At 48.9% G+C, this 22,323-nt stretch carries 20 protein-coding genes; 9 read left to right on the top strand and 11 right to left on the bottom strand.

Features of this window, described 5'->3' with window-relative positions; translation table 11 throughout:
- Positions 1-286 precede the first annotated feature (286 nt).
- Positions 287-1,723, bottom strand: coding sequence for a glyceraldehyde-3-phosphate dehydrogenase (locus ACN0T0_RS02275; protein WP_417222763.1), 1,437 nt, complete (start codon positions 1,721-1,723; stop codon positions 287-289).
- Positions 1,724-2,022: 299 nt separating this feature from the next.
- Here ACN0T0_RS02275 and mfd point away from each other — a divergent pair, with 299 nt between their 5' ends.
- Complete coding sequence (gene mfd / locus ACN0T0_RS02270) at positions 2,023-5,469, top strand: transcription-repair coupling factor (RefSeq protein ID WP_417222761.1); 3,447 nt, start codon at positions 2,023-2,025, stop codon at positions 5,467-5,469.
- A gap of 2 nt (positions 5,470-5,471) precedes the next feature.
- Complete coding sequence (locus tag ACN0T0_RS02265) at positions 5,472-6,188, top strand: CsiV family protein (RefSeq protein ID WP_417222759.1); 717 nt, start codon at positions 5,472-5,474, stop codon at positions 6,186-6,188.
- A gap of 109 nt (positions 6,189-6,297) precedes the next feature.
- On the opposite strand, the gene ACN0T0_RS02260 is transcribed toward ACN0T0_RS02265, so the two are convergent.
- The 6 genes from ACN0T0_RS02260 to sohB all read right to left on the bottom strand — a co-directional run bounded on the left by ACN0T0_RS02260 (position 6,298) and on the right by sohB (position 11,278).
- Positions 6,298-6,705: a DUF2750 domain-containing protein gene (locus ACN0T0_RS02260; RefSeq protein ID WP_417222756.1), complete on the bottom strand. Its 408-nt coding sequence runs from the start codon at positions 6,703-6,705 to the stop codon at positions 6,298-6,300.
- 48 nt (positions 6,706-6,753) lie between these two features.
- Positions 6,754-7,878 (bottom strand): mechanosensitive ion channel family protein, encoded by a 1,125-nt coding sequence (locus tag ACN0T0_RS02255; RefSeq protein ID WP_417222754.1) that lies wholly within the window; start codon positions 7,876-7,878, stop codon positions 6,754-6,756.
- 18 nt (positions 7,879-7,896) lie between these two features.
- Entirely contained in the window at positions 7,897-8,916 is a 1,020-nt protein-coding gene (gene nagZ, locus ACN0T0_RS02250; RefSeq protein WP_417222751.1) for a beta-N-acetylhexosaminidase, read from the bottom strand.
- A gap of 7 nt (positions 8,917-8,923) precedes the next feature.
- Positions 8,924-9,451 (bottom strand): L,D-transpeptidase family protein, encoded by a 528-nt coding sequence (locus ACN0T0_RS02245; protein ID WP_417222749.1) that lies wholly within the window; start codon positions 9,449-9,451, stop codon positions 8,924-8,926.
- The gene (locus ACN0T0_RS02240; protein ID WP_417222747.1) at positions 9,420-10,079 is read right to left on the bottom strand and encodes a TetR/AcrR family transcriptional regulator; all 660 of its coding nucleotides are present in this window, start codon (positions 10,077-10,079) and stop codon (positions 9,420-9,422) included. The genes ACN0T0_RS02245 and ACN0T0_RS02240 overlap by 32 nt, the downstream gene beginning before the upstream one ends.
- A 128-nt stretch (positions 10,080-10,207) precedes the next feature.
- Complete coding sequence (sohB, locus tag ACN0T0_RS02235; protein ID WP_417222745.1) at positions 10,208-11,278, bottom strand: protease SohB; 1,071 nt, start codon at positions 11,276-11,278, stop codon at positions 10,208-10,210.
- A 125-nt stretch (positions 11,279-11,403) separates the two neighbouring features.
- Here sohB and ACN0T0_RS02230 point away from each other — a divergent pair, with 125 nt between their 5' ends.
- Positions 11,404-11,739 (top strand): SCP2 sterol-binding domain-containing protein, encoded by a 336-nt coding sequence (locus tag ACN0T0_RS02230; RefSeq protein WP_417222743.1) that lies wholly within the window; start codon positions 11,404-11,406, stop codon positions 11,737-11,739.
- On the opposite strand, the gene nudC is transcribed toward ACN0T0_RS02230, so the two are convergent.
- A complete protein-coding gene (gene nudC / locus ACN0T0_RS02225) occupies positions 11,736-12,509 on the bottom strand; it encodes an NAD(+) diphosphatase (RefSeq protein ID WP_417222741.1) in 774 nt (257 codons plus the stop codon). The genes ACN0T0_RS02230 and nudC overlap by 4 nt on opposite strands.
- Before the next feature lie 246 nt (positions 12,510-12,755).
- Between nudC and nhaB the strand changes: the two genes are divergently transcribed.
- Complete coding sequence (nhaB, locus tag ACN0T0_RS02220; protein WP_417222738.1) at positions 12,756-14,255, top strand: sodium/proton antiporter NhaB; 1,500 nt, start codon at positions 12,756-12,758, stop codon at positions 14,253-14,255.
- Between the two features lie 178 nt (positions 14,256-14,433).
- On the opposite strand, the gene dnaQ is transcribed toward nhaB, so the two are convergent.
- Genes dnaQ through ACN0T0_RS02205 form a run of 3 tightly spaced genes read right to left on the bottom strand, consistent with a single transcriptional unit; the run spans position 14,434 to position 16,382 of the window.
- Entirely contained in the window at positions 14,434-15,153 is a 720-nt protein-coding gene (gene dnaQ, locus ACN0T0_RS02215; protein WP_417222737.1) for a DNA polymerase III subunit epsilon, read from the bottom strand.
- Between the two features lie 10 nt (positions 15,154-15,163).
- Positions 15,164-15,613, bottom strand: a complete 450-nt coding sequence (gene rnhA, locus ACN0T0_RS02210) for a ribonuclease HI (RefSeq protein ID WP_417222734.1) — start codon at positions 15,611-15,613, stop codon at positions 15,164-15,166.
- Positions 15,597-16,382, bottom strand: coding sequence for a class I SAM-dependent methyltransferase (locus tag ACN0T0_RS02205; RefSeq protein ID WP_417222731.1), 786 nt, complete (start codon positions 16,380-16,382; stop codon positions 15,597-15,599). The genes rnhA and ACN0T0_RS02205 overlap by 17 nt, the downstream gene beginning before the upstream one ends.
- A 124-nt stretch (positions 16,383-16,506) precedes the next feature.
- Here ACN0T0_RS02205 and gloB point away from each other — a divergent pair, with 124 nt between their 5' ends.
- The 5 genes from gloB (at position 16,507) to ACN0T0_RS02180 (ending at position 22,297) form a co-directional block, all read left to right on the top strand.
- The gene (gene gloB / locus ACN0T0_RS02200; protein WP_417222729.1) at positions 16,507-17,280 is read left to right on the top strand and encodes a hydroxyacylglutathione hydrolase; all 774 of its coding nucleotides are present in this window, start codon (positions 16,507-16,509) and stop codon (positions 17,278-17,280) included.
- 123 nt (positions 17,281-17,403) lie between these two features.
- Positions 17,404-19,008 (top strand): LysM peptidoglycan-binding domain-containing protein, encoded by a 1,605-nt coding sequence (locus ACN0T0_RS02195; protein ID WP_417222726.1) that lies wholly within the window; start codon positions 17,404-17,406, stop codon positions 19,006-19,008.
- 34 nt (positions 19,009-19,042) lie between these two features.
- Positions 19,043-19,291 (top strand): hypothetical protein, encoded by a 249-nt coding sequence (locus tag ACN0T0_RS02190; RefSeq protein WP_417222723.1) that lies wholly within the window; start codon positions 19,043-19,045, stop codon positions 19,289-19,291.
- 79 nt (positions 19,292-19,370) lie between these two features.
- Positions 19,371-21,191 carry an extracellular solute-binding protein gene (locus tag ACN0T0_RS02185; protein WP_417222721.1) on the top strand — a complete coding sequence of 607 codons (1,821 nt, stop codon included), beginning with the start codon at positions 19,371-19,373 and terminating at the stop codon, positions 21,189-21,191.
- Positions 21,192-21,196: 5 nt separating this feature from the next.
- Entirely contained in the window at positions 21,197-22,297 is a 1,101-nt protein-coding gene (locus ACN0T0_RS02180) for a microcin C ABC transporter permease YejB (protein ID WP_417222718.1), read from the top strand.
- Positions 22,298-22,323: the final 26 nt, after the last annotated feature.

The raw sequence follows: 22,323 nt of genomic DNA, 5'->3' as shown, positions 1-22,323 counted from the left end.
CCTGCAGAGCACTATGCCTCCGACTCTGCAACATTGTCCCCTGATGTCGCAAAAACAAAGCAATAACTCTACCACGGACGGGATAACCCCAACCCAAAAACCGGTTAAGTATAAAGATCGGGAGGTAATTTTTCTACAAGAGCGACCATTAAAGGGGCCTTTTAGGTCATTATTCGCAAAACATTGATAGATCATTAAGATCTAAGAATATAATTTTTATGAATATAAATAAAAACCCAATAAAAAACCGCCTCTTAGGGCGGTTTTTTAAGCCACTAAAGTACTGTTAGACCTTAGCTTTAGGGAACGCAGGCAGAGTACATTTAGCCATACGCTGAGCCATACGGATCACCTGACAGCTATAACCGAACTCATTGTCATACCAAACATAAAGTACGCAACGGTTACCTTCAGCAATAGTCGCCAAGGCATCAACAACACCGGCGGCACGAGAACCAACAAAGTCAGATGACACGGCTTCAGGAGAGTTGCTGTAGTCGATCTGCTTCTGCAAAGGTGAGTGCAACGCCATATCACGCAAGTAGCTATTCAGTTCCTCTTTGTCAGTGGCCGTATCCAGGTTAAGATTCAGGATAGCCATCGACACGTTTGGCGTCGGTACACGAATCGCATTACCGGTTAACTTACCTTCTAACTGAGGCAGCGCTTTAGATACCGCTTTAGCCGCACCTGTTTCAGTAATAACCATGTTCAGACCCGCCGCACGACCACGACGATCACCTTTATGATAGTTATCAATCAGGTTTTGGTCATTGGTGTAAGCATGGACAGTTTCAACATGACCATTGGTCACGCCATACTTAGCATCCATCGCTTTCAGGACAGGTGAAATCGCATTGGTAGTACAAGAAGCCGCTGACAGAATTTTATCACTGTCATCGATATCGCCATGGTTAACACCCATAACAATATTCTTAATACCTTTACCCGGTGCTGTCAGCGCAACCTTAGCAACACCTTTTGATTTCAGGTGCAACGATAGGCCAGCTTCATCACGCCAAATACCCGTATTATCCAATACCAGTGCGTTATCGATACCGTATTGCGTGTAATCAACTTGATCAGGACCATCAGAATAGATGACTTTGATCAGGTTACCATTAGCAATAATCGCTTGCTCTTCTTCATCAACCTGAATAGTACCGCGGAATGAACCGTGTACAGAATCACGGCGCAGCAGGCTAGCACGTTTTTCTAAATCGTTAGACGCTTTACCCTTACGCACAACAATCGCACGTAAACGCAGAGACTGACCACCGCCGGTACGCTCAATCAGCAACCGCGCCAGCAGTCGACCGATACGACCGAAACCATAGAGAACGACATCAGTCGGTTCAGATGCAGCACCATCAATTGCCGGAGCCAACTCAGCTGCCAGGAAGTCTTCAATGGACGCGCCATTAGCTTCTTCACGGAACTTAACGGCCAACTTCCCGATATCAACGTGGGCACGCTTAACATCAAGTTTATCCAGCGCTTTCAAAACAGGGAAGGTGTCATGGACTGACAATTCCTGATCTTCAAGCTGGCGTACGTAGCGATGGGCTTTAATCACATCAACAACAGAACGTTTAACGATAAGGCGACCATACACGGACGTCTCAACATGCTTGTCACGATACAGACGCCCAACAAGAGGGATCATCTCTTCAGCTAATGCTTCGCGACCTTTCCAGTCAGCTAACACTTTATCTTGGCTCACGGCTCACTCCAAAAAGGTAGTAGTCTTAATAGCAGTCAATTTTGCTGGAGCGGATTATCCTCTTTTAACCCCCTATGAGCAAATCGGAAACACTACACTTTAGGGTTAGATTACTCTTTAATGCCATAAAATCATCGCTTTCAGACAAAAACACACCCAATAAGGACAGCCATATATTGCGCCCTATGGGGTGTACTTTTGCCCCACGCGCCGTAAGATATGCGGCCTGATCAGTACGCTGCTGTTGCCGTCTTTATTCTTAACAGACACCCACATCAGCCTAATGGAGTTAGCCTTAAGTGTTTAAAGAAGAATATCAACTACCCCAATCCTCAGGCGATATCCGCCGGATAGGCAACCTGTCCGGTAGCGGCCGCGGCCTACTGACCACCGAAATCGCCCAACAACATTCGGGCTTGATACTCTGCATTACCAACGACAGCGATAGCGCTAGCCGACTGCAGTCCGAGATCCGTTTCTATAGCAATAACAGTCTTGAATGCATGGTTTTCTCCGACTGGGAAACCCTGCCCTACGATAGCTTCTCTCCTCACCAAGACATTATTTCAGAGCGCCTCAACACCTTATTCAAGCTACCACAGCTTCAACGTGGCGTGATTATTATTCCCGCCAGCACCTTGATGCATCGCGTTGCGCCGCAACAGTTTCTCGATGGCAATGCACTCATCCTTGATCAGGGCCAGCCCTTCAATCTCGACGAGATGCGCCATAAATTGACGGATGCAGGCTATCAACTCAGTGAAACCGTTTACGGCCACGGTGAGTTTGCTATTCGTGGCGCTATTATTGATATCTTCCCGATGGGTAGTGACGTGCCCTACCGCATCGAACTGTTCGACGATGAAGTCGACACCCTGCGCAGCTTCGATCCCGAATCACAGCGCTCGATCGACAAAGTCGATAAAATACGTGTTTTACCGGCTAAAGAATTTCCTTTCGATGAAAAGGCTATCAGCCTATTTAAACAACGCTGGCGAGAAACCTTTGATGTCGACTATAAACGCTGCACCGTTTATCGCGATATCAGTGATGGTATGACACCACCGGGCATCGAATACTATTTACCGCTATTCTTCGAACAATGTGCAACGATCTTCGACTATTTACCACAAAATGTCATGATTCTGGCGGAAACAGATCTGGAAGATCACTGCAAACAGTTCTGGCAAGATGTTCAAGAGCGCTATGAAGAGCGCCGCTATGATATCGAACGCCCCATTCTCGCGCCGGATAAACTCTTTACCCCGGCAACCGAGCTGTTCAGCATTTTAAAACAGCGACAACGCATTCAAGTACAACAAAACAAAACCCAAGCAAAAGCCACGTCGGGACGCTACAACCTTTCTTTGGTCGAGCCACCCACCCTGACCGTCAAGGCGCAGGCAACTCAGCCACTCGCTGCAGTCGAAGACTTCCTGAGCAAAACCCAAGACAAAGTCCTGTTTTGCGCAGAATCCGCCGGTCGCCGTGAAGCCTTAATTGAATTACTCGGGCGGATCGATATCAAACCCCATCAAGTCGACAGCCTTGCGCAGTTTTTCTCCGATGGCTACCCAATCAATATTTGTATTTTCCCGCTAGAGCAGGGCCTCAGCGCACCGGGGAAATTTCACCTCATCACCGAAACACAGCTATTCGGGCATCAGGTTTTTCAGCGCCGTCGGCGCTCGAAAGAGCAGGAACAATCCGACCAGATCATCAAAAATCTCACCGAACTCAATCTCGGCGCACCGGTGGTTCATATCGATCACGGGGTTGGCCGTTACCGTGGACTGGTCACCTTAGAACTGGACTCACAAACCTCAGAATTTCTCAAACTCGAATACGCCAACGACGCCAACCTCTATGTACCGGTGACATCGTTGCACCTCATTAGCCGCTATTCCGGTGCGGGTGACGAGCTAGCCCCACTCCACCGTTTGGGCACCGAACAGTGGAGCAAAGCACGCCGCAAAGCCGCTGAAAAGGTTCGCGACACGGCCGCCGAATTACTCGATATATACGCCCGTCGTGCAGCCCGCCGAGGCCATCAATTCAATTCGCCTGACGAGCACTATGCCAGCTTCAGCGCCGCCTTCCCCTTTGAGGAAACCGTCGATCAAGCCAATGCCATCCAAGCAGTGGTACAGGATATGCAGTCGCCACAACCGATGGACCGACTGGTGTGTGGCGATGTTGGTTTCGGTAAAACCGAAGTGGCCATGCGCGCCGCTTTTATTGCTATACAAAGCAACAAACAGGTCGCAATATTGGTGCCGACAACACTACTGGCACAACAACATTATGAAAATTTCCGTGACCGCTTTGCCGACTGGCCGGTCAATGTCGAGTTGATATCCCGGTTTCGCTCTGGCAAAGAGAGCAATGCGGTCATCGAATCACTGCAACAGGGTAAAACCGATATCGTCATCGGCACCCACAAACTATTACAGGGCGATATTAAATTCAGTGATTTAGGCCTGCTGATTATCGATGAAGAGCACCGCTTTGGCGTGCAACAGAAAGAACGCTTAAAATCACTGCGCTCTGAAGTCGATATCCTTACGCTAACCGCCACACCGATCCCTCGTACACTCAACATGGCGATGTCTGGCATCCGCGATCTTTCGATTATCGCCACTCCCCCGGCGCGCCGCCTATCCGTTAAAACCTTTGTCCGCCAAGCCGACAAAGCACTCAAGAAAGAAGCTATTTTGCGCGAGTTACTCCGGGGTGGACAGGTTTACTACCTGCATAACGAAGTCAAAGATATCGAGCAAACCGCCGCTGAAATTAGTGCCATGATCCCAGAAGCCCGGGTCGCCATTGGCCATGGCCAGATGCGTGAACGTGAACTTGAACAAGTGATGTCCGACTTTTATCACAAACGTTTTAACGTTCTGGTCTGTACCACCATTATCGAAACCGGTATCGATGTCCCCAATGCCAACACCATCATTATCGACCGAGCCGATAAATTTGGCCTAGCGCAACTGCATCAATTACGTGGCCGGGTGGGCCGCTCTCATCACCAGGCGTATTCCTATCTGATGACTCCTCACCCCAAAGCGATGACCACCGATGCCGCCAAACGCCTAGATGCCATCGCCAGTGCCGATGAACTCGGTGCAGGTTTCACCCTCGCTACCCATGATATGGAAATCCGAGGCACCGGCGAACTGCTCGGCGAAGGTCAAAGTGGTCAGATTCAAAATATCGGTTTCTCCCTCTATATGGAGATGCTAGAACAGGCGGTTGACGCCATTCGCGAAGGCAAAACACCGAACCTCGATGCACCACTAAAACTCGGGGTCGAAATCAACCTTCGGGTTCCCGCGCTGATTCCCGACGAATATCTACCCGATGTGCATAGCCGCCTGATCATGTACAAGCGAATTGCTAATGGCAAAAATGAAACCGAGCTAAAAGAGCTACAGATCGAAATGATCGATCGCTTTGGCATCCTCCCGGAACAAACCAAAAATCTATTTCGGCAGACACTACTCAAACTTCATGCAGAACAGCTCGGCATCTGTAAAATCGATGCAGGCGAAAATGGTGGCCGAATCGACTTTGAAGCCGATACAGAGGTAGATCCTTTTAAACTGGTGCAACTTGTACAGCAACAACCACAAAAATTTCAGTTTGGCGGCGCTAGTCAGCTGAAGTTCACCATGAAGATGGATAAAATAGAGCAACGCTTTAAGGCAGTGGAACAGCTACTCCAGCAATTGACCGGGAATTAATAATGACCAAGCTCACCTCAGGGATCATAACGGCCCTGACACTGATACTGATACTGTTAAACAGCACAACGGCACAGGCCGCTACCAGCAACTATAAGGTCGAAGTCTTGGTGTTTAGTCATCTCACCTCCGACACCCTCGATGATGAGATCTGGCCGGCGATTAACAGTATTCCCGTGCTCCCTAGCCGCTCACTTGGCTACTATCAAGCCGGCCAAGCAAACGGATATTTTACCCGCTTGCCAAAATCATCCCTCTCTCTCAGCGCTAAACAAGCCAGCCTAAGACGCAGCGCAGCCTATCACGTCTTATTTCATGAAGCCTGGATACAGCCAATTAGCAGTGTAAAAAACCAGAACCGTGTGCGTATCAATGGTGGTGACATTCTCGACAATGGCCTCTATGAGCTCGATGGTTATATCTCGGTTGATAAGGGCCGCTACCTGCATTTCCGCAGCGACCTCTTTCACAGCCGCCGATTAAGCCCCGCCGAAAGCCAACTATTACTCACATCCAAAACAGTCGACACGCCGGTTGAAGCCCCCATTGAGACCGACAGCGATAGCAGCAACGGCAATCGCTATCTAACTCAAACCACCGTACCAGACTTTCTCACGGTTGAAATGGCCTCAGCCCGCCGGATGCGTCGTGATGAACTGCACTACATCGATCACCCACTATTCGGTATGCTAGTGAGAATCACGCGGGTTGGCCAATAGCGCTATCTATTGAGCGCTATGCCGCTGCGAATACCTCTTCCAGCCAATAGCACAAACAAAAAAAGGCTGATGTGTTACACATCAGCCTTTTTCTCAACCGAAACAGAGCTTATTTGTTCTTGCGTGCCCGCTTAACTTCACGAGTGAGCATCATATCCAGCTCTTCAGGCCACACGACCAAGCCGTTTTCATCCTCACCCTCGCCCGCTAACGGAAACACGATCACCGCAAAACCGTCTGCTTCGAGGCCCGGTGTCCAGCGATGATTCCACTGTTTAAGTGTGATCGGCATCGCCTCACAATCTGACCACTCACCGGTAGCCCATTGCTCCGCAAAGGCAAGATCAGGCCAAACCGGAACACAGTCCTCATCGTCGGTATTGAGCATCACACTACCCTGCTCGTCAGTCAAAATCCACAGTTCACCCGTTTCAACAACCCGACTGATCAGATAATCGAAGCGCTGCTCCGCATCATAGGTCGCGATCTTATCCAATTCATTTTGTTCAGCAGTCACACATATCTCCAACGCCCTGCAGGGCAAAATTTAACCAACACGCTACGATCACTGCGTTACACCATCAGGTCGATCGACTAGCGGATGAGATTCGCCACTTTCCAGATGTAACGTCTGAGTAGGAAAGGCAAAATCGGCCCCATGCTGATGCACGATGCTAATAATTTTCCCCATGACATCCTGTTTGATCTCATGAAAACGCACCCAGTTAGTCGTTTTAGTAAAGGTATAGATAAAAAATTCGAGTGAATAAGGCGCAAAGCTATTGAGATTCACAATCAAGGTTTGTTGCGTATCGATTTCAGGATGGTTACGCAGCATATCTCGAACATCATCAACCACCGCATTAATTAAAGCCGAATCCTCATAACGCAGACCGATCTTTTCATAGATTCGACGATTGCTCATCCGCGAAGGGTTCTCCAGCGAAATACTGGCGAAAGTCGCATTCGGCACATAGAGAGGACGCTTATCAAAGGTTCGAATACAGGTGAGACGCCAGCCAATATCCTCCACCGTGCCTTCAATTTCTTTATCCGGGGAACGCACCCAATCACCTACTTTAAAGGGGCGATCGAGATAGATCATCAGGCCGCCAAAGAAGTTTGCCAGCAGGTCTTTAGCCGCAAAACCGACCGCTAAGCCCCCGATACCACCGAACGCCAACACCCCCGATATGCTATAACCAAAGGTCTGTAATACCACCAGCACGGCAGTAATAATAATCGACAGTCGCAGCAACTTACCCAAGGCCCCCACGGTCGTTTCATCCATCGGGTTTTTGACTTTTTCATCACTGACCAAGGCGCTTTCTGCCTGACGAATAAAGCGGATCAGGAACCAAGCGATCATCACAATCACTAAGCCTCTGCGTAGCGGCTCAATAAGCTTGACCAACACCGAGCCAGTCTCTGGGTCGGTCAACTCGAAGGCTAAACTCAGCCCCAACACCCAGATTAGCAATGCGATAGGACGTCGCGCCGCATGCAGTAAGATGTCATCCCAAATATTACGGGTTTTAGCCAACTGAGTTTCCAACCGCTGAAACAGCCGATTAGAGACAAAATTAGCCAACATGGTGATGAACACCACCACAAACACCTGAAATATCCAGGCATCTTTATAGCCTGCTAGGCCTAACTGTGTAAAAACATCAGCAAGTTGCTCCTGCATCATGTCACTCCTAAACGCTTATTGAATACTGATTAACTGCTTCGCTAAAGCCACCGCCTGATGCCAGCGCTCAGTGGTGCGAAGATCATTAAGATCAATCTGGCGCTTCGCCAGCATCCGCTCAATCCGCGGCGAGCCAAGATGATCGATGCTTTCCAAATAATGCAAAACCTGTAGCGCAGCAGAACGATTGTTGCACACCAGCAACATATCGCAGCCGGCTGTCAGCGCTTGCTCAGCCCGCGCTTCAAAGCGACCTGCAACACTAGCGCCTTCCATGGTCAAATCATCACTGAACACCACCCCATCAAACCCCATCTCCCCTCGCAAGCGCTGGCCGATCCAGTAAGGCGAGAAGCCCGCAGGATGCTCATCAATTTGACGGTAGATAACATGGGCAGGCATCACCGCCTCCAAGCCTTGCTGCATCAAGCACGCAAAGGGGATCAGATCTTGCGCCTCAATATCCGCTAAGCTACGTTCATCAACCGGAATCTCGAGGTGTGAATCAGCCACCACCCAGCCATGACCAGGAAAGTGTTTACCCGTCGCTGCCATGCCTGCGTCACGCATCCCGCGAATAAAGGCCCCCGCAAGCACAGCAACCTCTTCCGGATCGGCCGAAAACGCCCGATCCCCAATCACTTGGCTCACACCAAAATTAAGATCAAGTACTGGGGCAAAACTGATATCAACACCATAACCGACCAACTCTGCCGCCATCAGCCAGCCCAATTGCGTCGCTGCCTGGCAGGCGCTAGCCGGCTCAGTTTGATACAGCGCCCCGAGCGAGGCCATCGGCGGTAAACGAATAAAGCCCTCACGAAAACGCTGTACACGCCCACCTTCCTGATCGACGGCGATCAAAATTTGCGGCGCACAGGCGCGAATCTCTTGAATCAAATCAGACAGTTGTTGCGGGGACTGATAATTACGACTAAACAGAATAAGACCACCCACCTGAGGATTTTGCAGCAAAGCTTTATCTTCTGCTGTTAGACTCAGGCCGGCGATGTCCAGCATCAATGCTCCAGACATTAGCAATTTACTCTTCTATGAAAACTCGGGTACCTACACTCACTTGCTCAAACAACGCCACAATATCAGTATTGCGCATCCGGATGCAGCCATGGGACAAGGGTAGCCCCATCGGTTCGCTATCCGGCGTGCCGTGAATGTATATATAGCGCTGCATTGTATCAACGCTGGAGAGGCGATTGCGACCTATTTCACAGCCGCAAAGCCAGATAATACGGCTAAGAATCCAGTCTCGTGCGGGATAACGCTTAGCCAGCGCGGAGGAATAGACCTCGCCGGTAGGCCGGCGGCCTATAAAAACGGTGTTGATCGGTTTTTCTGCGCCAATCTTAGCGCGAATAAAATGCTTGCCACGGGGTGTGCAGCCACTATTCTTTTGCTCGCCGGGGCCATTCAATGCAGTCGAGATTGAATAGCGAGCAATACAGGATGAGTCCCGCCATAGCTCAAGGCGCTGCCGGGTAATTGAAATAATAATCGCAGTCACAGTACCATCAACGCCATCAAAGACGTGAAAACGGCGTGTGGTCGGCACGTGCATGCAAACCCGCCACCAGCACTGGGATCATTCGATGTAGGGTACGTTCAACTTCAGCAGCACGTTCAAACTCTCGCATTTCGAGCGCCACCAAGGTTTGGAAATTAGACAGCGTAAAGATAATCGAGCCCATCAAAAAGTGCAGCCGCCAAAAAAACTCTTCATCACTCATCACCGCCGAATCTTTACGCAATAGATCGACAAAGCAACTGAATGAACTGCGGTAACGACTGACCATCTCATCCCGCAATTCGGCCTGGTTTTTCATGTAGATTAGCTCAAGTAAACGCATGAAGACCGGCAAGGCAAATTGCTTAGATTTACCCACCCTCAATAGAGTACGCATCAGAATTTCTAACAACTCTTCCGCCGGAATGGTTTTATCCGTTTCCAACAATAACCGCTCTTCAATCGCCTCTTTGAGATTAGAAACCAAGGGAGTGAGGTATTTTTCAGCCACCGCGGTAATTAACCCTTTTTTAGAACCAAAATGATAATTAACAGCAGCCAGGTTCACCTTAGCCGCACTGGTAATTTCTCGCATCGTGGTTTCAGCAAAACCCTGTTCTGCGAACAGGGCCTCAGCAGATAACATAATTTTCTTTGCGGTTGCAGACTGTCGCATCGACGCCCCCGTCTCGGGTTATAATCCTTACTTGCTTCACACATGATAGCAATTATATGTTTGAAACGCTCATTCCAGAATTATAAGCATGATTCAGGGGTGTGCAGAAATTTCCCTTACCATTTTGGTTACTTAGCTAACAAACGAGAATTCAAAATACGTCCTGCCCACTTGGTAAACAGCGTATCAGTCGTTTTAACTGACATCTCTGAAATACGCTCTTGCAGGGTTTTCTTATATTCAAAACGCACTAAGTACACATCAGACTCTTCACAAGCCTTCGTCAAATATTCATCGCTGGTTGAGATCTCATCAATCAAGTTGACATCTAACGCCCGGCGACCAAACCACACTTCACCCGTGGCAACTTTTTCCAGATCAACCTGCGGACGAAATTCACCTACGAACTCTTTGAAGAGGCTATGGGTATCTTCAAGCTCTTCAATGAACTTCTGACGGCCCTTTTCAGTATTTTCACCCATTACCGTCATCGTACGTTTATATTCACCAGCCGTTAAAATCTCATAATCAATATCATGCTTTTTCAACAACCGATGAAAGTTAGGCAATTGCGCGACAACACCGATTGAACCGAGAATCGAAAACGGAGCAGCAACAATTTTGTCCGCCAGGCAGGCCATCATATAACCACCACTGGCCGCAACTTTATCGACACAGACAGTCAATGGAATGCCCTGACGCTTTATACGCTCGAGTTGCGATGAGGCCAAGCCATAGCTATGCACCATACCGCCAGGGCTTTCCAAACGAATAACCACTTCATCCCGCTCGGTCGCCATGGTTAGTACCGCGGTAATTTCTTCCCGCATAGGCTCCAACTCTGAGGCTTTAATATCGCCATCAAAATCCAGAACATAGACACGCTTACGATCAGCCTCAGGCACCGGTGTAGCCTTTTTCAGCGCTTTTTTACGTGCCTTAGCATCGGCTTTATCCTGTTTCTCTTCGGTTTTAAGCTGATGCTTATACACCTCGGGGTCTAACACCACTTCTTTTAGGGCGTGCTCCATATCTTCAAGTGTCTCATTCATACTATGAACACTCAGATAGCCCTCTTTATTATCTTTTTTATTCCGTGACGCCACAGCTGCCACCGCCATGAGCACCATAACAATAGCGCCGACAACCGTCAGCGCTTTTGCCAGAAACAACCCGTAACTTGCTAGAAAATCAACCACCTAACACTCCAAATAAATACGCCCACTGCGGGCAATTCAATATATTGATTTATGGTCGGGTAATGTAACATACAACCCTCTTAGGCAATATCACTGAAAGATAAATTTGGAGAGCCGAATCAAACATGTCTGATACCATTACCGTCACCCAGGTTATCGAAAAGCTTTCCAGTCGCTTTATACCGGAAAACACCCAAGGTATAACTGCCACTTTTCAATTTGTGCTGGACGATGCCGATGATTTTTATTTCAGCATCGCCGACCAACAACTAACCGTTGAACTCGGCGAACACCCAGATCCCGATATCACCCTCATCACCAACAGCCAAACCTTCATCAGCGTAGTGACCGGCGAAAAAGACGGTATGAGTGCCTACCTTAGCGGTAAACTCAGGGCCGAAGGCAATGTGATGCTAGCGACCCGGTTAGGTAAATTTTTCAGTAAGAAAAAGCAGCGTTAATCGGCTTTTTGCCAACGCGCCTGAAACGCGTCGATCAACTGCCGAGAGATGGTGAACGGTGGTGGGATTGGCGCATCATCCAGTTCGGTATAATGAAACCACTGGGCATCAATGATCTCATCGGGTTCGGGAACAATCTCACCGGAAACATAATCGGCAAAAAAGCCAAACATCAATGAATGAGGGAAGGGCCACGATTGACTGCAATAGTAGCGAATATTATTTACCTCAACGCCCACCTCTTCACGCACTTCACGGGCCAAAGCATCCTCAGCACTCTCTCCCGCCTCAATAAAACCGGCTAAGGTACTATAGCGCACCTCAGTAAAGCGAATACCGTGAGCCAACAAACAATACTCACCCTTAGTAACCAAGGTGATAATACAGGGGGATAGCCGAGGGTACTGAGTTAAACCACACCCATTACATTGCTTAGCCAGATCTTGCGCATGATGAACCAAGCCATCACCACAACGAGGGCAAAAACAATGGTCACGACTCCAAGTGATAACCTGTGCCGCTCGCGAGATCAGCGGAAAATCCCCCTCCTCGGCATGCGATAATAGCTGTCGCAGATTAAAACCCGCTCCATCAACCGGCAACGCCGTCTCAGGCATAACCAGCAATTTCACCGGCTGCTCAGGCAGCAGCGTAAGATCATATTCATCTAATGCGAGAGCATGATCACAACAAGGTTGATCAAACAACCACCGTCCTTGGACATCGGACCAGACTCGCTGACCGGCGGCATAAATATACTCAATTTTCATCATTTTATGGGAACCTAAACAAAAGTAGATCGCTGAACTGTGATTTCAGACATACAGCTCACCTAAAGATTAGAGTACGCTTAACAGGTTAAGCAGGCTTTTGATTTAACACAACTCCTGCTAACCTACGGCGAAATAGTAACAACTTTAACTACTTAACATATGTTGGAAAGACTGTAATCACTACATTTAACATGATGTACAGAAACTTTCCATAAGCCCGAATTGGCACAGGACCCCGTATCGATGACCACTACGCAGGCTCTTATTAAGAACTTTCTTGGCAACTCTCCTATTTGGTATAAGCAGGCCATAGTACTTTTTCTTATCTTAAATCCGATTCTTCTCTACACGGTAGGCCCAGTCATAACGGGCTGGACACTGATTTTTGAGTTTATCTTCACCCTGGCGCTTGCCCTTAAATGCTACCCACTGCAACCCGGCGGTCTGCTCGCCTTAGAAGCCATTATTATTGGCCTCGCAAGCCCAGACACGGTTTATCACGAAGTACAAGCCAACCTTGAGGTCATCCTACTGCTGATGTTTATGGTAGCAGGCATCTACTTCATGAAGAACATGCTTTTATGGGTGTTTACCAAGCTGCTGCTAAAAATTCACTCTAAAATTATTCTTTCACTTATGTTTTCGCTATTTGCCGCGCTTCTGTCAGCATTTCTTGATGCATTGACCGTCACTGCAGTATTAATCAGCGTTGGCGTTGGCTTTTATGCGGTCTACCACAAAGTAGCTTCAGGTAAACAGTTTCAACAAGAAGCCCATGACCACGGCGATGATGAGCATGTACACCAAGACCATCACGAAACCCTCAATCAATTTCGTGCCTTTTTGCGCAGTTTGCTCATGCATGGAGCTGTAGGAACGGCGCTAGGTGGAGTATGTACACTGGTCGGTGAACCGCAAAACCTGTTAATCGCACAAAAAGCCGGTTGGGATTTTGTTGAATTCTTTATTCTTATGGCACCGGTCACCATGCCGGTACTGTTCGCCGGTCTCGCCACCTGTATGCTGCTGGAAAAACTCAAGTGGTTTGGCTATGGCGCCGACATTCCTCCCTCTGTTCGCGCTATTCTGGAAGAGTTCTCAGCTGAACAGGACAAAAAACTAACCAAATCCGATAAGCTTGCCTTGTTTGTACAGATTCTGGTGGCGTTTTTCTTGGTCTTGGCGCTCGCCTTCCATTTGGCGGCCGTTGGTTTAATCGGTCTAACCGTGATTATTCTGCTGACTGCCTTTAATGGTATCGTCGAAGAGCATCAGATCGGTAAAGCATTCGAAGAAGCACTGCCCTTTACTGCACTGCTGGTGGTGTTTTTCTCTATCGTCTCAGTGATTCATGAACAGCACCTGTTTCAGCCGATCATCGCTTCCGTACTGGCGATGGATACCCATGTTCAACCAGGCATTTTCTTTATTGCTAACGGCGTGTTATCCGCTATTTCCGATAATGTTTTTGTTGCTACGGTGTATATCAATGAAGTTCTCGAGGCGCTTCATGAAGGCTCAATTACCCGCGAACACTTTGATCTGCTAGCGATTGCCATCAACACCGGTACTAATATCCCAAGTGTTGCTACCCCTAACGGTCAAGCTGCCTTTCTGTTCCTGCTAACCTCAGCCCTCGCTCCGCTAATCCGTTTGTCTTACGGCACGATGGTATGGATGGCATTACCTTATACAATAGTGATGAGCCTGACAGGTTACTTTGCGGTGACCCACTTCTTATAAGCAACAAGCGCCTCAATCAAACACCTCGGCTGAGGTAAATAAAAAAGGCTGATGCGCTAAGCATCAGCCTTTTTTATAACCGCAAAAACAGGACAGCAGATCAGCCTTAGAGAAGACAGGTGTAGTACACCTAGAACCCTTTCTTATCGCTGCCTTGCGAAGTGCTAATGTGCAGCCTTTATTCCGCCTCGGACGGCACCACGCCAATCTGACTCCAGATACTGCCAGCCTTACCATCTAAACGGCTAATATAAGCCTGATGCGCTTCAAGCTCAGCCTCATTCGCCGGTTGAACCGTCAGATTCAGATCACTGGTATTCATTCTGCGAATCTGATCGACTCCGTCATGGCCATCCTCTTCGCCGGCGAGCAACAGATTTTTCTGTCCACCGGTGAGCATCAGATAAACGTCAGCAAGTATCTCAGAGTCAAGCAAGGCGCCGTGTAATTCACGGTGACTGTTATCAATGCCATACCGACGACATAACGCATCAAGGTTATTTTTCTGACCCGGGTGCTTCTTTCGCGCTAACGCTAACGTATCGGTTATATGGCAAAAATCATTAACGCGTTCATTATGATTATTCAGCTTTAACTCATGGTTCATAAAACCCACGTCGAAGGGCGCGTTATGAATCACCAAGTCAGCCCCCCGAATAAAGTGCAGAAACTCATCCTGAATTTCCGGGAACCGCGGTTTATCGTTCAAAAATTCATTGGTAATACCGTGAACCTGTATCGCCTCCTCATCAATCGCACGATCCGGATTGAGATAACGATGATAGGTACGTCCCGTTAAACGACGATTCATCATCTCCACACAACCAATCTCAATAATTCGATGACCCTCCTTGGGGTCAATACCGGTGGTTTCGGTATCCAGTACAATCTGTCTCATTATTTATCTGTCACTTACGTTGTTGCAGGGCCAATTCGACCCCTCGGTTAGCCAACTGGTCCGCCAGCTCATTGCCTGGATGACCACTGTGTCCTTTAACCCACTTCCACGCTATCTGGTGGCGGGCATTCTGCTCATCAAGACGCTGCCAGAGATCGGCATTTTTTACCGGCTTTTTCGCCGCTGTTTTCCAACCGTTACGTTTCCAACCCGCCAACCACTCGGTTATACCTTTACGTACATACTGAGAATCGGTCGTTAACGTAATCTCACAGGGCTCTTTTAACATCGTAAGGGCCTCAATTGCTGCCATTAACTCCATACGATTATTCGTGGTTGTTAATTCACCGCCACAGAGCTCTTTGGCATGTTCGCCATATTGCAGCACGGCACCCCAGCCACCAGGGCCAGGATTACCCTTGCAGGCACCATCAGTATAAATATTAACTTTTTTCTTCACTCACACTTCCTCGAGCACCGCCAGTTGAGGGTTCAACCCGCGGCAAATTTAACAGCTTACGCTGCTTTCTAACAGGTTCGATAGGGGTCATACCACCAACATCTTTGCGTGCCACCTGCAACATAAACGCACCACAGTGAGATGAACATCGCCGGGTCATCGCATCGATCATGCGCGTCCGTTGTCGCCACGTCTCTTTTTCAAAAGGCAACCGGTAGTAATCGGACAATTCTTTCACCATCGTCAGCTCAAGCAATGATAACCAGTCATCCATCCGCTGTGGACTGATAAAATGGCCCTGCCAAGGCACCGTCTCTTTATTAAATTTCAGTTTGCGATATAGCCCCCACCAGCTGATAGGGTTAAAACCAACATTGATCAGGTAGCCACCGGGCCTTAATACCCGTGCGGCTTCCCGTAATACTTGATGAGGGCTTTGGGCAAAATCCAAGGCATGATGAAGCACCACCACATCGATACTATTATGCTCGAACGGCAGCTCTTCATTACGCGCAATCACGGCGCTGTCGGGTAACCCCAACTCCGTTAGCGGGTTAACCATAATCTGATGCCGCACGGGACTTTCGCGCGCCAGATCTAAACGATTATCAAAACTCAATTGCAACAGATGATAACCAAACATTGTCGGCAGCAAACGATCGAGAAGCGCCCGCTCAGATATTAATAGCTGCTGGCCCAACTCTTTCTCGAACCACTGCCGTAGTTCGGGTAACCACTCACTAAGGGAAGGCTGTCGTTTAAAAACCATAGATGATTAGCGCTTAACGCTCCGCGTTGAATAGGTTAATCTTGCCATACACCGGGCTATATACGCCCGTATCATTTATCTTGTACTACTATATCTGACAAATCTGATTCCGCCGAGGCCTAAAATGTTTAATGTCACCCCGATCCCTGCTTTTAATGATAACTATATTTGGGCACTAGCAGTACCGGGTACACAAGCCGTAGCGGTGGTTGACCCTGGCGATGCGGAGGCGGTCAACCGTTACCTGCACGATAACAACCTGCAACTTACGACCATTCTGATTACCCATCACCACCATGACCATACCGGCGGGGTTACTCAACTGAGCCATGAGCATTCGGTTAAAGTGTACGGCCCGGCTAACTCACCATTCAAAGGGATCACCGATAAACTATCCGATGGCGATCAAATTGAACTACTTGGGCAGGCATTGACGGTGCGTGCAGTACCAGGCCATACCCTCGATCATATTAGCTATTATTGTGCCGCTGCGACGCCACAAGTTTTTTGCGGTGACACGCTATTTTTAGCAGGCTGCGGTCGACTCTTTGAAGGCACCGCTGAGCAGATGCATCAAGCGATGGAATACTTCAACAGTTTGCCCGATAACACCCAGATTTACTGCACTCATGAATACTCACTCGCCAATCTTGCATTTGCTGCCGCAGTCGAGCCCAGCAACCCACAGATCACTGCCGTGATTGAACGTTGCACCCAACAACGGCAGAGCCTACAACCAACACTGCCAACCACTATCGCCACCGAAAAGCAGATCAACCCTTTTCTGCGCTACAACCAAGCCGGCGTAAAACAAGCGGCGGAGCAGTTTTCCGGTCACCCTTTAGCTTCTGAGGTTGCGATCTTCGCCGCTATCCGCGAATGGAAGAATCAGTTCTAACGACCAATTTACGTTAGCTATCAACAACCTTGATATGGGGCAATCGAAGGCCGATAACGGTTGACCCATCGATACCAGCCCCATAAAATGCTGCCTTAAATTTATCATGGGGCATCGCGTTCAATGCAGTTGGTCAGAAAATTTGTTGTACTCACCGCTGCTGGGCTTATGCTCACAGGCTGTCAGAATACCTTGGTTAACAACCACTCTACACCTGAGTTTACGCCCAAGGCCTATGTCATCACGCCCGACTTGAATACGGATATGCTGGATGCGGGCGAAACGAATGCCAGCCTCCCTCGCCCAACAGACCATGCGAATACTGATGACCTGTGGCAACTGACGCGCGCTAATCTGCAACTCAATCTAGATAATCAAGATCCCCGTCTACAAAAGCAGTTTGAGTGGTACAAAAAGCACCCCGAATATATGCAACGGGTTACTAACCGTGCCGGTCGTTACTACTATTACATTCTTAATGAAGTGCTGAAGCGCGACATGCCGGCAGAGATTGCCCTGCTGCCGATCGTTGAAAGTGCCTACGACCCTTTCGCTTATTCCCATGGCCGTGCAGCGGGACCTTGGCAGTTCATTCCCGGCACGGCGAAACATTTCGGCCTAAAATCCAGTTGGTGGTATGACGGCCGTCGCGATATTATCGCCTCCACCGATGCCGCGTTAACCTACTTACAGCAACTATACGGCCGCTTTGGTGATTGGGAGCTAGCATTAGCCGCCTATAACTGCGGTGGCGGCACGGTTTCTAAAGCTATCCGCAAAAACAAAAACAAAGGCTTAGCCACCGACTTTTGGTCGCTTAATCTGCCCAAAGAAACCCGCGCCTATGTGCCGAAACTCTTAGCCGTATCACGACTTATCAGAGACGCCGATCAGTCAAACCTGACATTGACCGCGCTGGCCAACAAACCTGTTTTCGAGCAGGTTGAACTCGACAGCCAAATCGATCTAGCCCAAGCGGCCGAACTCAGTTCAATTTCAACCCAAGAGCTATATCAGCTCAACCCGGGGTTTAATCGCTGGGCGACCGATCCGGATGGCCCTCATCGGCTACTTATTCCAGCGGCCACCGCCGATCAGTTTCGCGACCAGTTGGCGGCACTGCCGACCCAACAACGGGTTAATTGGAGTCGTCATAAAATTCGCCCTGGCGACACGATCAGCACCATCGCCAAACAGTATAAAACCACCTCATCGGTCATTCGTCATGCCAACAAGTTGAGCGATAACAGGATTCGGGCCGGACGTTACCTTCTCATTCCCAGCGCCAAACATAGCGCTAGCGAATACTCTCTGAGTGAGTCCGAACGTTTTAGCCGCAAGCAAAATCAGTTGGCATCGAGTAATCGCACCAAAACCAGCTACAAAGTAAAATCTGGCGATAGTTTCTGGAGTATTGCTCGACGCCACAATATTAGCGTAAGCGAACTCACCGCGTGGAACCAGATGGCCCCGAGTGACTCATTGAGAGCTGGCCGCAGCCTCACCATTTGGAAAACGGGGACGGAGAAAGTGCTTAGCCGTAGCGATGAACAGATGATCAAGCGCGTGGGCTACTCAGTGCGCAACGGCGACTCACTATCCACTATTGCGAGCCGCTTTAGTGTTTCAGTCAGTGATATCAAACGTTGGAACAAACTGGAGCAGAGCCACTACCTTCAGCCTGGACAAAACCTAACACTCTATGTTGATATTACTAAAACACGCTAATCGAGCTATATCCGGCTAATACAGGGATCACACTATGGACGCTCTCAGCATTGGCATCATCATTATTGCCACGGCAACGGCACTGCTGTTCAAGTTTGTGCTCTACCATAAGATCTGCCACTGGATGGATCAAGACCTCATCAAAGGGCTAGCAGAGGGCGATGCGAATAAGCATCGTTTTCTGACACAACAATTAATCGATATGAAAGCTGCCAAGGTCAAACGCAAACTACAACATCAACGTCTGACCGATCTTGCCACTGAATTTGAACAAAACCGCTGATCCGTACTCATATAACTAGCTATAACCCATTCCCCCTGTTATAAATTAACAGATTATCAATCTGGCTGGATAATTACGGATGAATTTCAAACAGTTATCTAAGCAGGTAGCAACACTCTGCCTGTTATCTGCAACGCTACTTGCCTCACTCATCACCCCGCTACAGGCGGCACCGCCGCAGCATGGTCTTTCCATGTACGGTGATTTGAAATATCCACCTGAATTCCAACACTTTGATTACGTCAACGTGGACGCCCCAAAAGGCGGCACCGCCTCTCAGGATGCTATTGGCACCTTCGACAGCTTTAACCCTTTTATTATTAAAGGCGCGGCCGCCGACGGCATCGGCATGATCTACGATTCCCTGCTTACCCGTGCCCAAGATGAGGCGTTCTCCCTCTATGGCCTGCTAGCCGAATCCCTTGAAGTGGCCGACGATCGCAGCTGGATCATTTTCAACATCAACCCCAAAGCCCGCTTCAGCGATGGCCAACCAGTGACCGCCGAAGACGTCATCTACAGCTTTAAACTGCTACGTGAACAAGGCTCGCCTTTCTATCAATCTTATTATCGCGAGATCTCCTCCATTGAAGCGCTGTCTGAACGGCGGGTTAAATTCAGTTTCAGTGCCCGCGAAAACAGAGAACTGCCGCTGATTGTCGGCGAAGTCAGTATTTTGCCTAAACACTATTGGGAACAGCGCGACTTCAGTCAACCAAGCCTTGATGTACCGATCGGCTCCGGTCCTTATGTGATTGACAGCTTTGATGCAGGCCGCACCATTAACTATAAACGTAACCCCGATTACTGGGCCGCCGATTTGCCCGTCAACCGTGGCCGCTTTAATTTTGATAACTTGCGCTACGACTACTACAAAGACGGCAATGTTGCTCTGGAGGCCTTTAAAGGTGGCGAATACGACTTCCGTCAAGAAACCTCCTCTAAACAGTGGGCTACCGGTTATAAAGGCTCGGTGTTTGATGAGGGTAAAATCATCACCCGCAACATCATCCACGAAAACCCTACCGGTATGCAGGCGTTTATCCTCAATACCCGCAAACCCTACTTTGCTGACAGCCGCGTAAGACAGGCATTGGCTTACGCCTTCGACTTTGAATGGACCAATAAAAATATTTTCTATAACGCTTACACCCGCACCCACAGTTTTTTCTCTAACTCAGAGATGGCAGCTCGGGCACTACCCACAGCCGAAGAACTTCGTATTCTCGAACCGATTCGTGATCAGGTGCCGGCAGAAGTCTTTACCGAGGTATATCAAGCACCAACCACCAACGGTGATGGCAAAACCCGAGGGCAATTACGCTCCGCTTTGCGATTACTCAAAAGTGCAGGCTGGGCACTCAAAGACGGCCTGCTCTTAGGGTCTGACGGCAAGCAGATGACCTTTGAAATTCTGCTGGTACAACCCGCCTTTGAACGTATTGTCGCGCCCTTTAGCCGTAATTTAGAGCGCATGGGTATCAAACCCACGGTGCGCGTTATCGACGCCTCTCAATATATCAACCGGGTGCGTAGTTTCGATTTCGATATCATCGTTAGCGGCTTTGGTCAGTCCAGTTCGCCCGGTAACGAACAGCGGGAATACTGGCACTCTAGCACCGCCGACCAACCCGGCAGCCGTAATATGATCGGCATCAAGAACCCTGCCGTTGACTACCTAGTGGAACAATTGATTCAGGCACCCAACCGTGAACAGCTAGTACTAAGAACCCGCGCACTCGATCGCGTATTACAATGGAACCATTATGTGATCCCGCAATACCATATCAACAGCTACCGGGTGGCATACTGGGATAAGTTTGGCTACCCGGCAGTACATCCTAAATACTCACTGGGGTTTGATACCTGGTGGGTTAAACCCGATAAAGCGGAGCAATAACCGCAATGGCGGCCTATATCCTGCGGCGTTTGCTGCTGATCATTCCGACCCTATTCGGCATACTGACCATCAATTTTCTCATTGTACAAGCCGCCCCCGGCGGGCCGGTAGAGCAAACCATTGCCAACCTTCAGGGGCTCAATACCAGTGCCACGGCACGCTTCGATGGATCGGCGCAATCGGATCTTAGCGGCGGATCACCCTCCGCCACCGAGAATAGCAGCACCTACCGTGGCGGTCGCGGCCTTGATCCCCAGCTAGTGAAACAGATTGAAGCCCAGTTCGGTTTTGACAAACCCGCCCATGAACGTTTTTTCCAGATGCTGAAAAACTATCTGGTGTTCGATTTTGGCGAAAGTCTCTTTAGCGGCAAAAAAGTCACCGATCTGATTATCGAAAAACTACCGGTATCGATCTCCTTAGGCCTATGGACTACCCTGATCACCTATCTGGTCGCTGTACCACTGGGGATCAAAAAAGCGGTACGTGATGGCACACCGTTCGATGTCTGGAGTAGCTCGATTATTATTATCGGCTATGCGATTCCCAACTTTCTCTTCGCCATCCTGCTGATTGTCTTATTTGCCGGTGGCACCTATTTCAGTTGGTTTCCTCTGCGAGGGCTTACCTCCCCGGATTTCGATCAACTCAGCGCATGGGGGCAGATTAAAGACTACTTCTGGCATATCACTCTACCGGTTTTGGTTTCGGTTATTGGCAGCTTTGCGACACTCTCCATGCTGACTAAAAACTCCTTTCTCGATGAGATCAATAAGCAATATGTTATCACCGCCCGTGCCAAGGGCTTATCAGAAAACCAAGTCCTTTATGGCCATGTATTTCGCAACGCCATGCTGCTGATTATCGCCGGCATGCCCGCTGCTCTGATCGGTATTTTCTTTACCGGTTCAATGCTCATTGAGGTGATATTCTCACTCGACGGCATTGGCTTACTCGGCTATGAAGCCGTCATCAAACGCGATTACCCGGTTATTTTCGGCACCCTCTACATCTTCACCCTGATTGGCCTATTGCTGAAATTGGTAAGCGATCTGACCTATGTCGCGGTCGATCCCCGAATAGATTTTGAAAGTAGAGAAAATTGAGCACATGCTGTCACTGTTCAAACACA

The organism is Amphritea sp. (assembly GCF_048266285.1).
GTDB lineage: Bacteria > Pseudomonadota > Gammaproteobacteria > Pseudomonadales > Balneatricaceae > Amphritea.
Note: the sequence above shows the minus strand (reverse complement) of the source record. Positions and strands in the feature narration are given on the sequence as shown.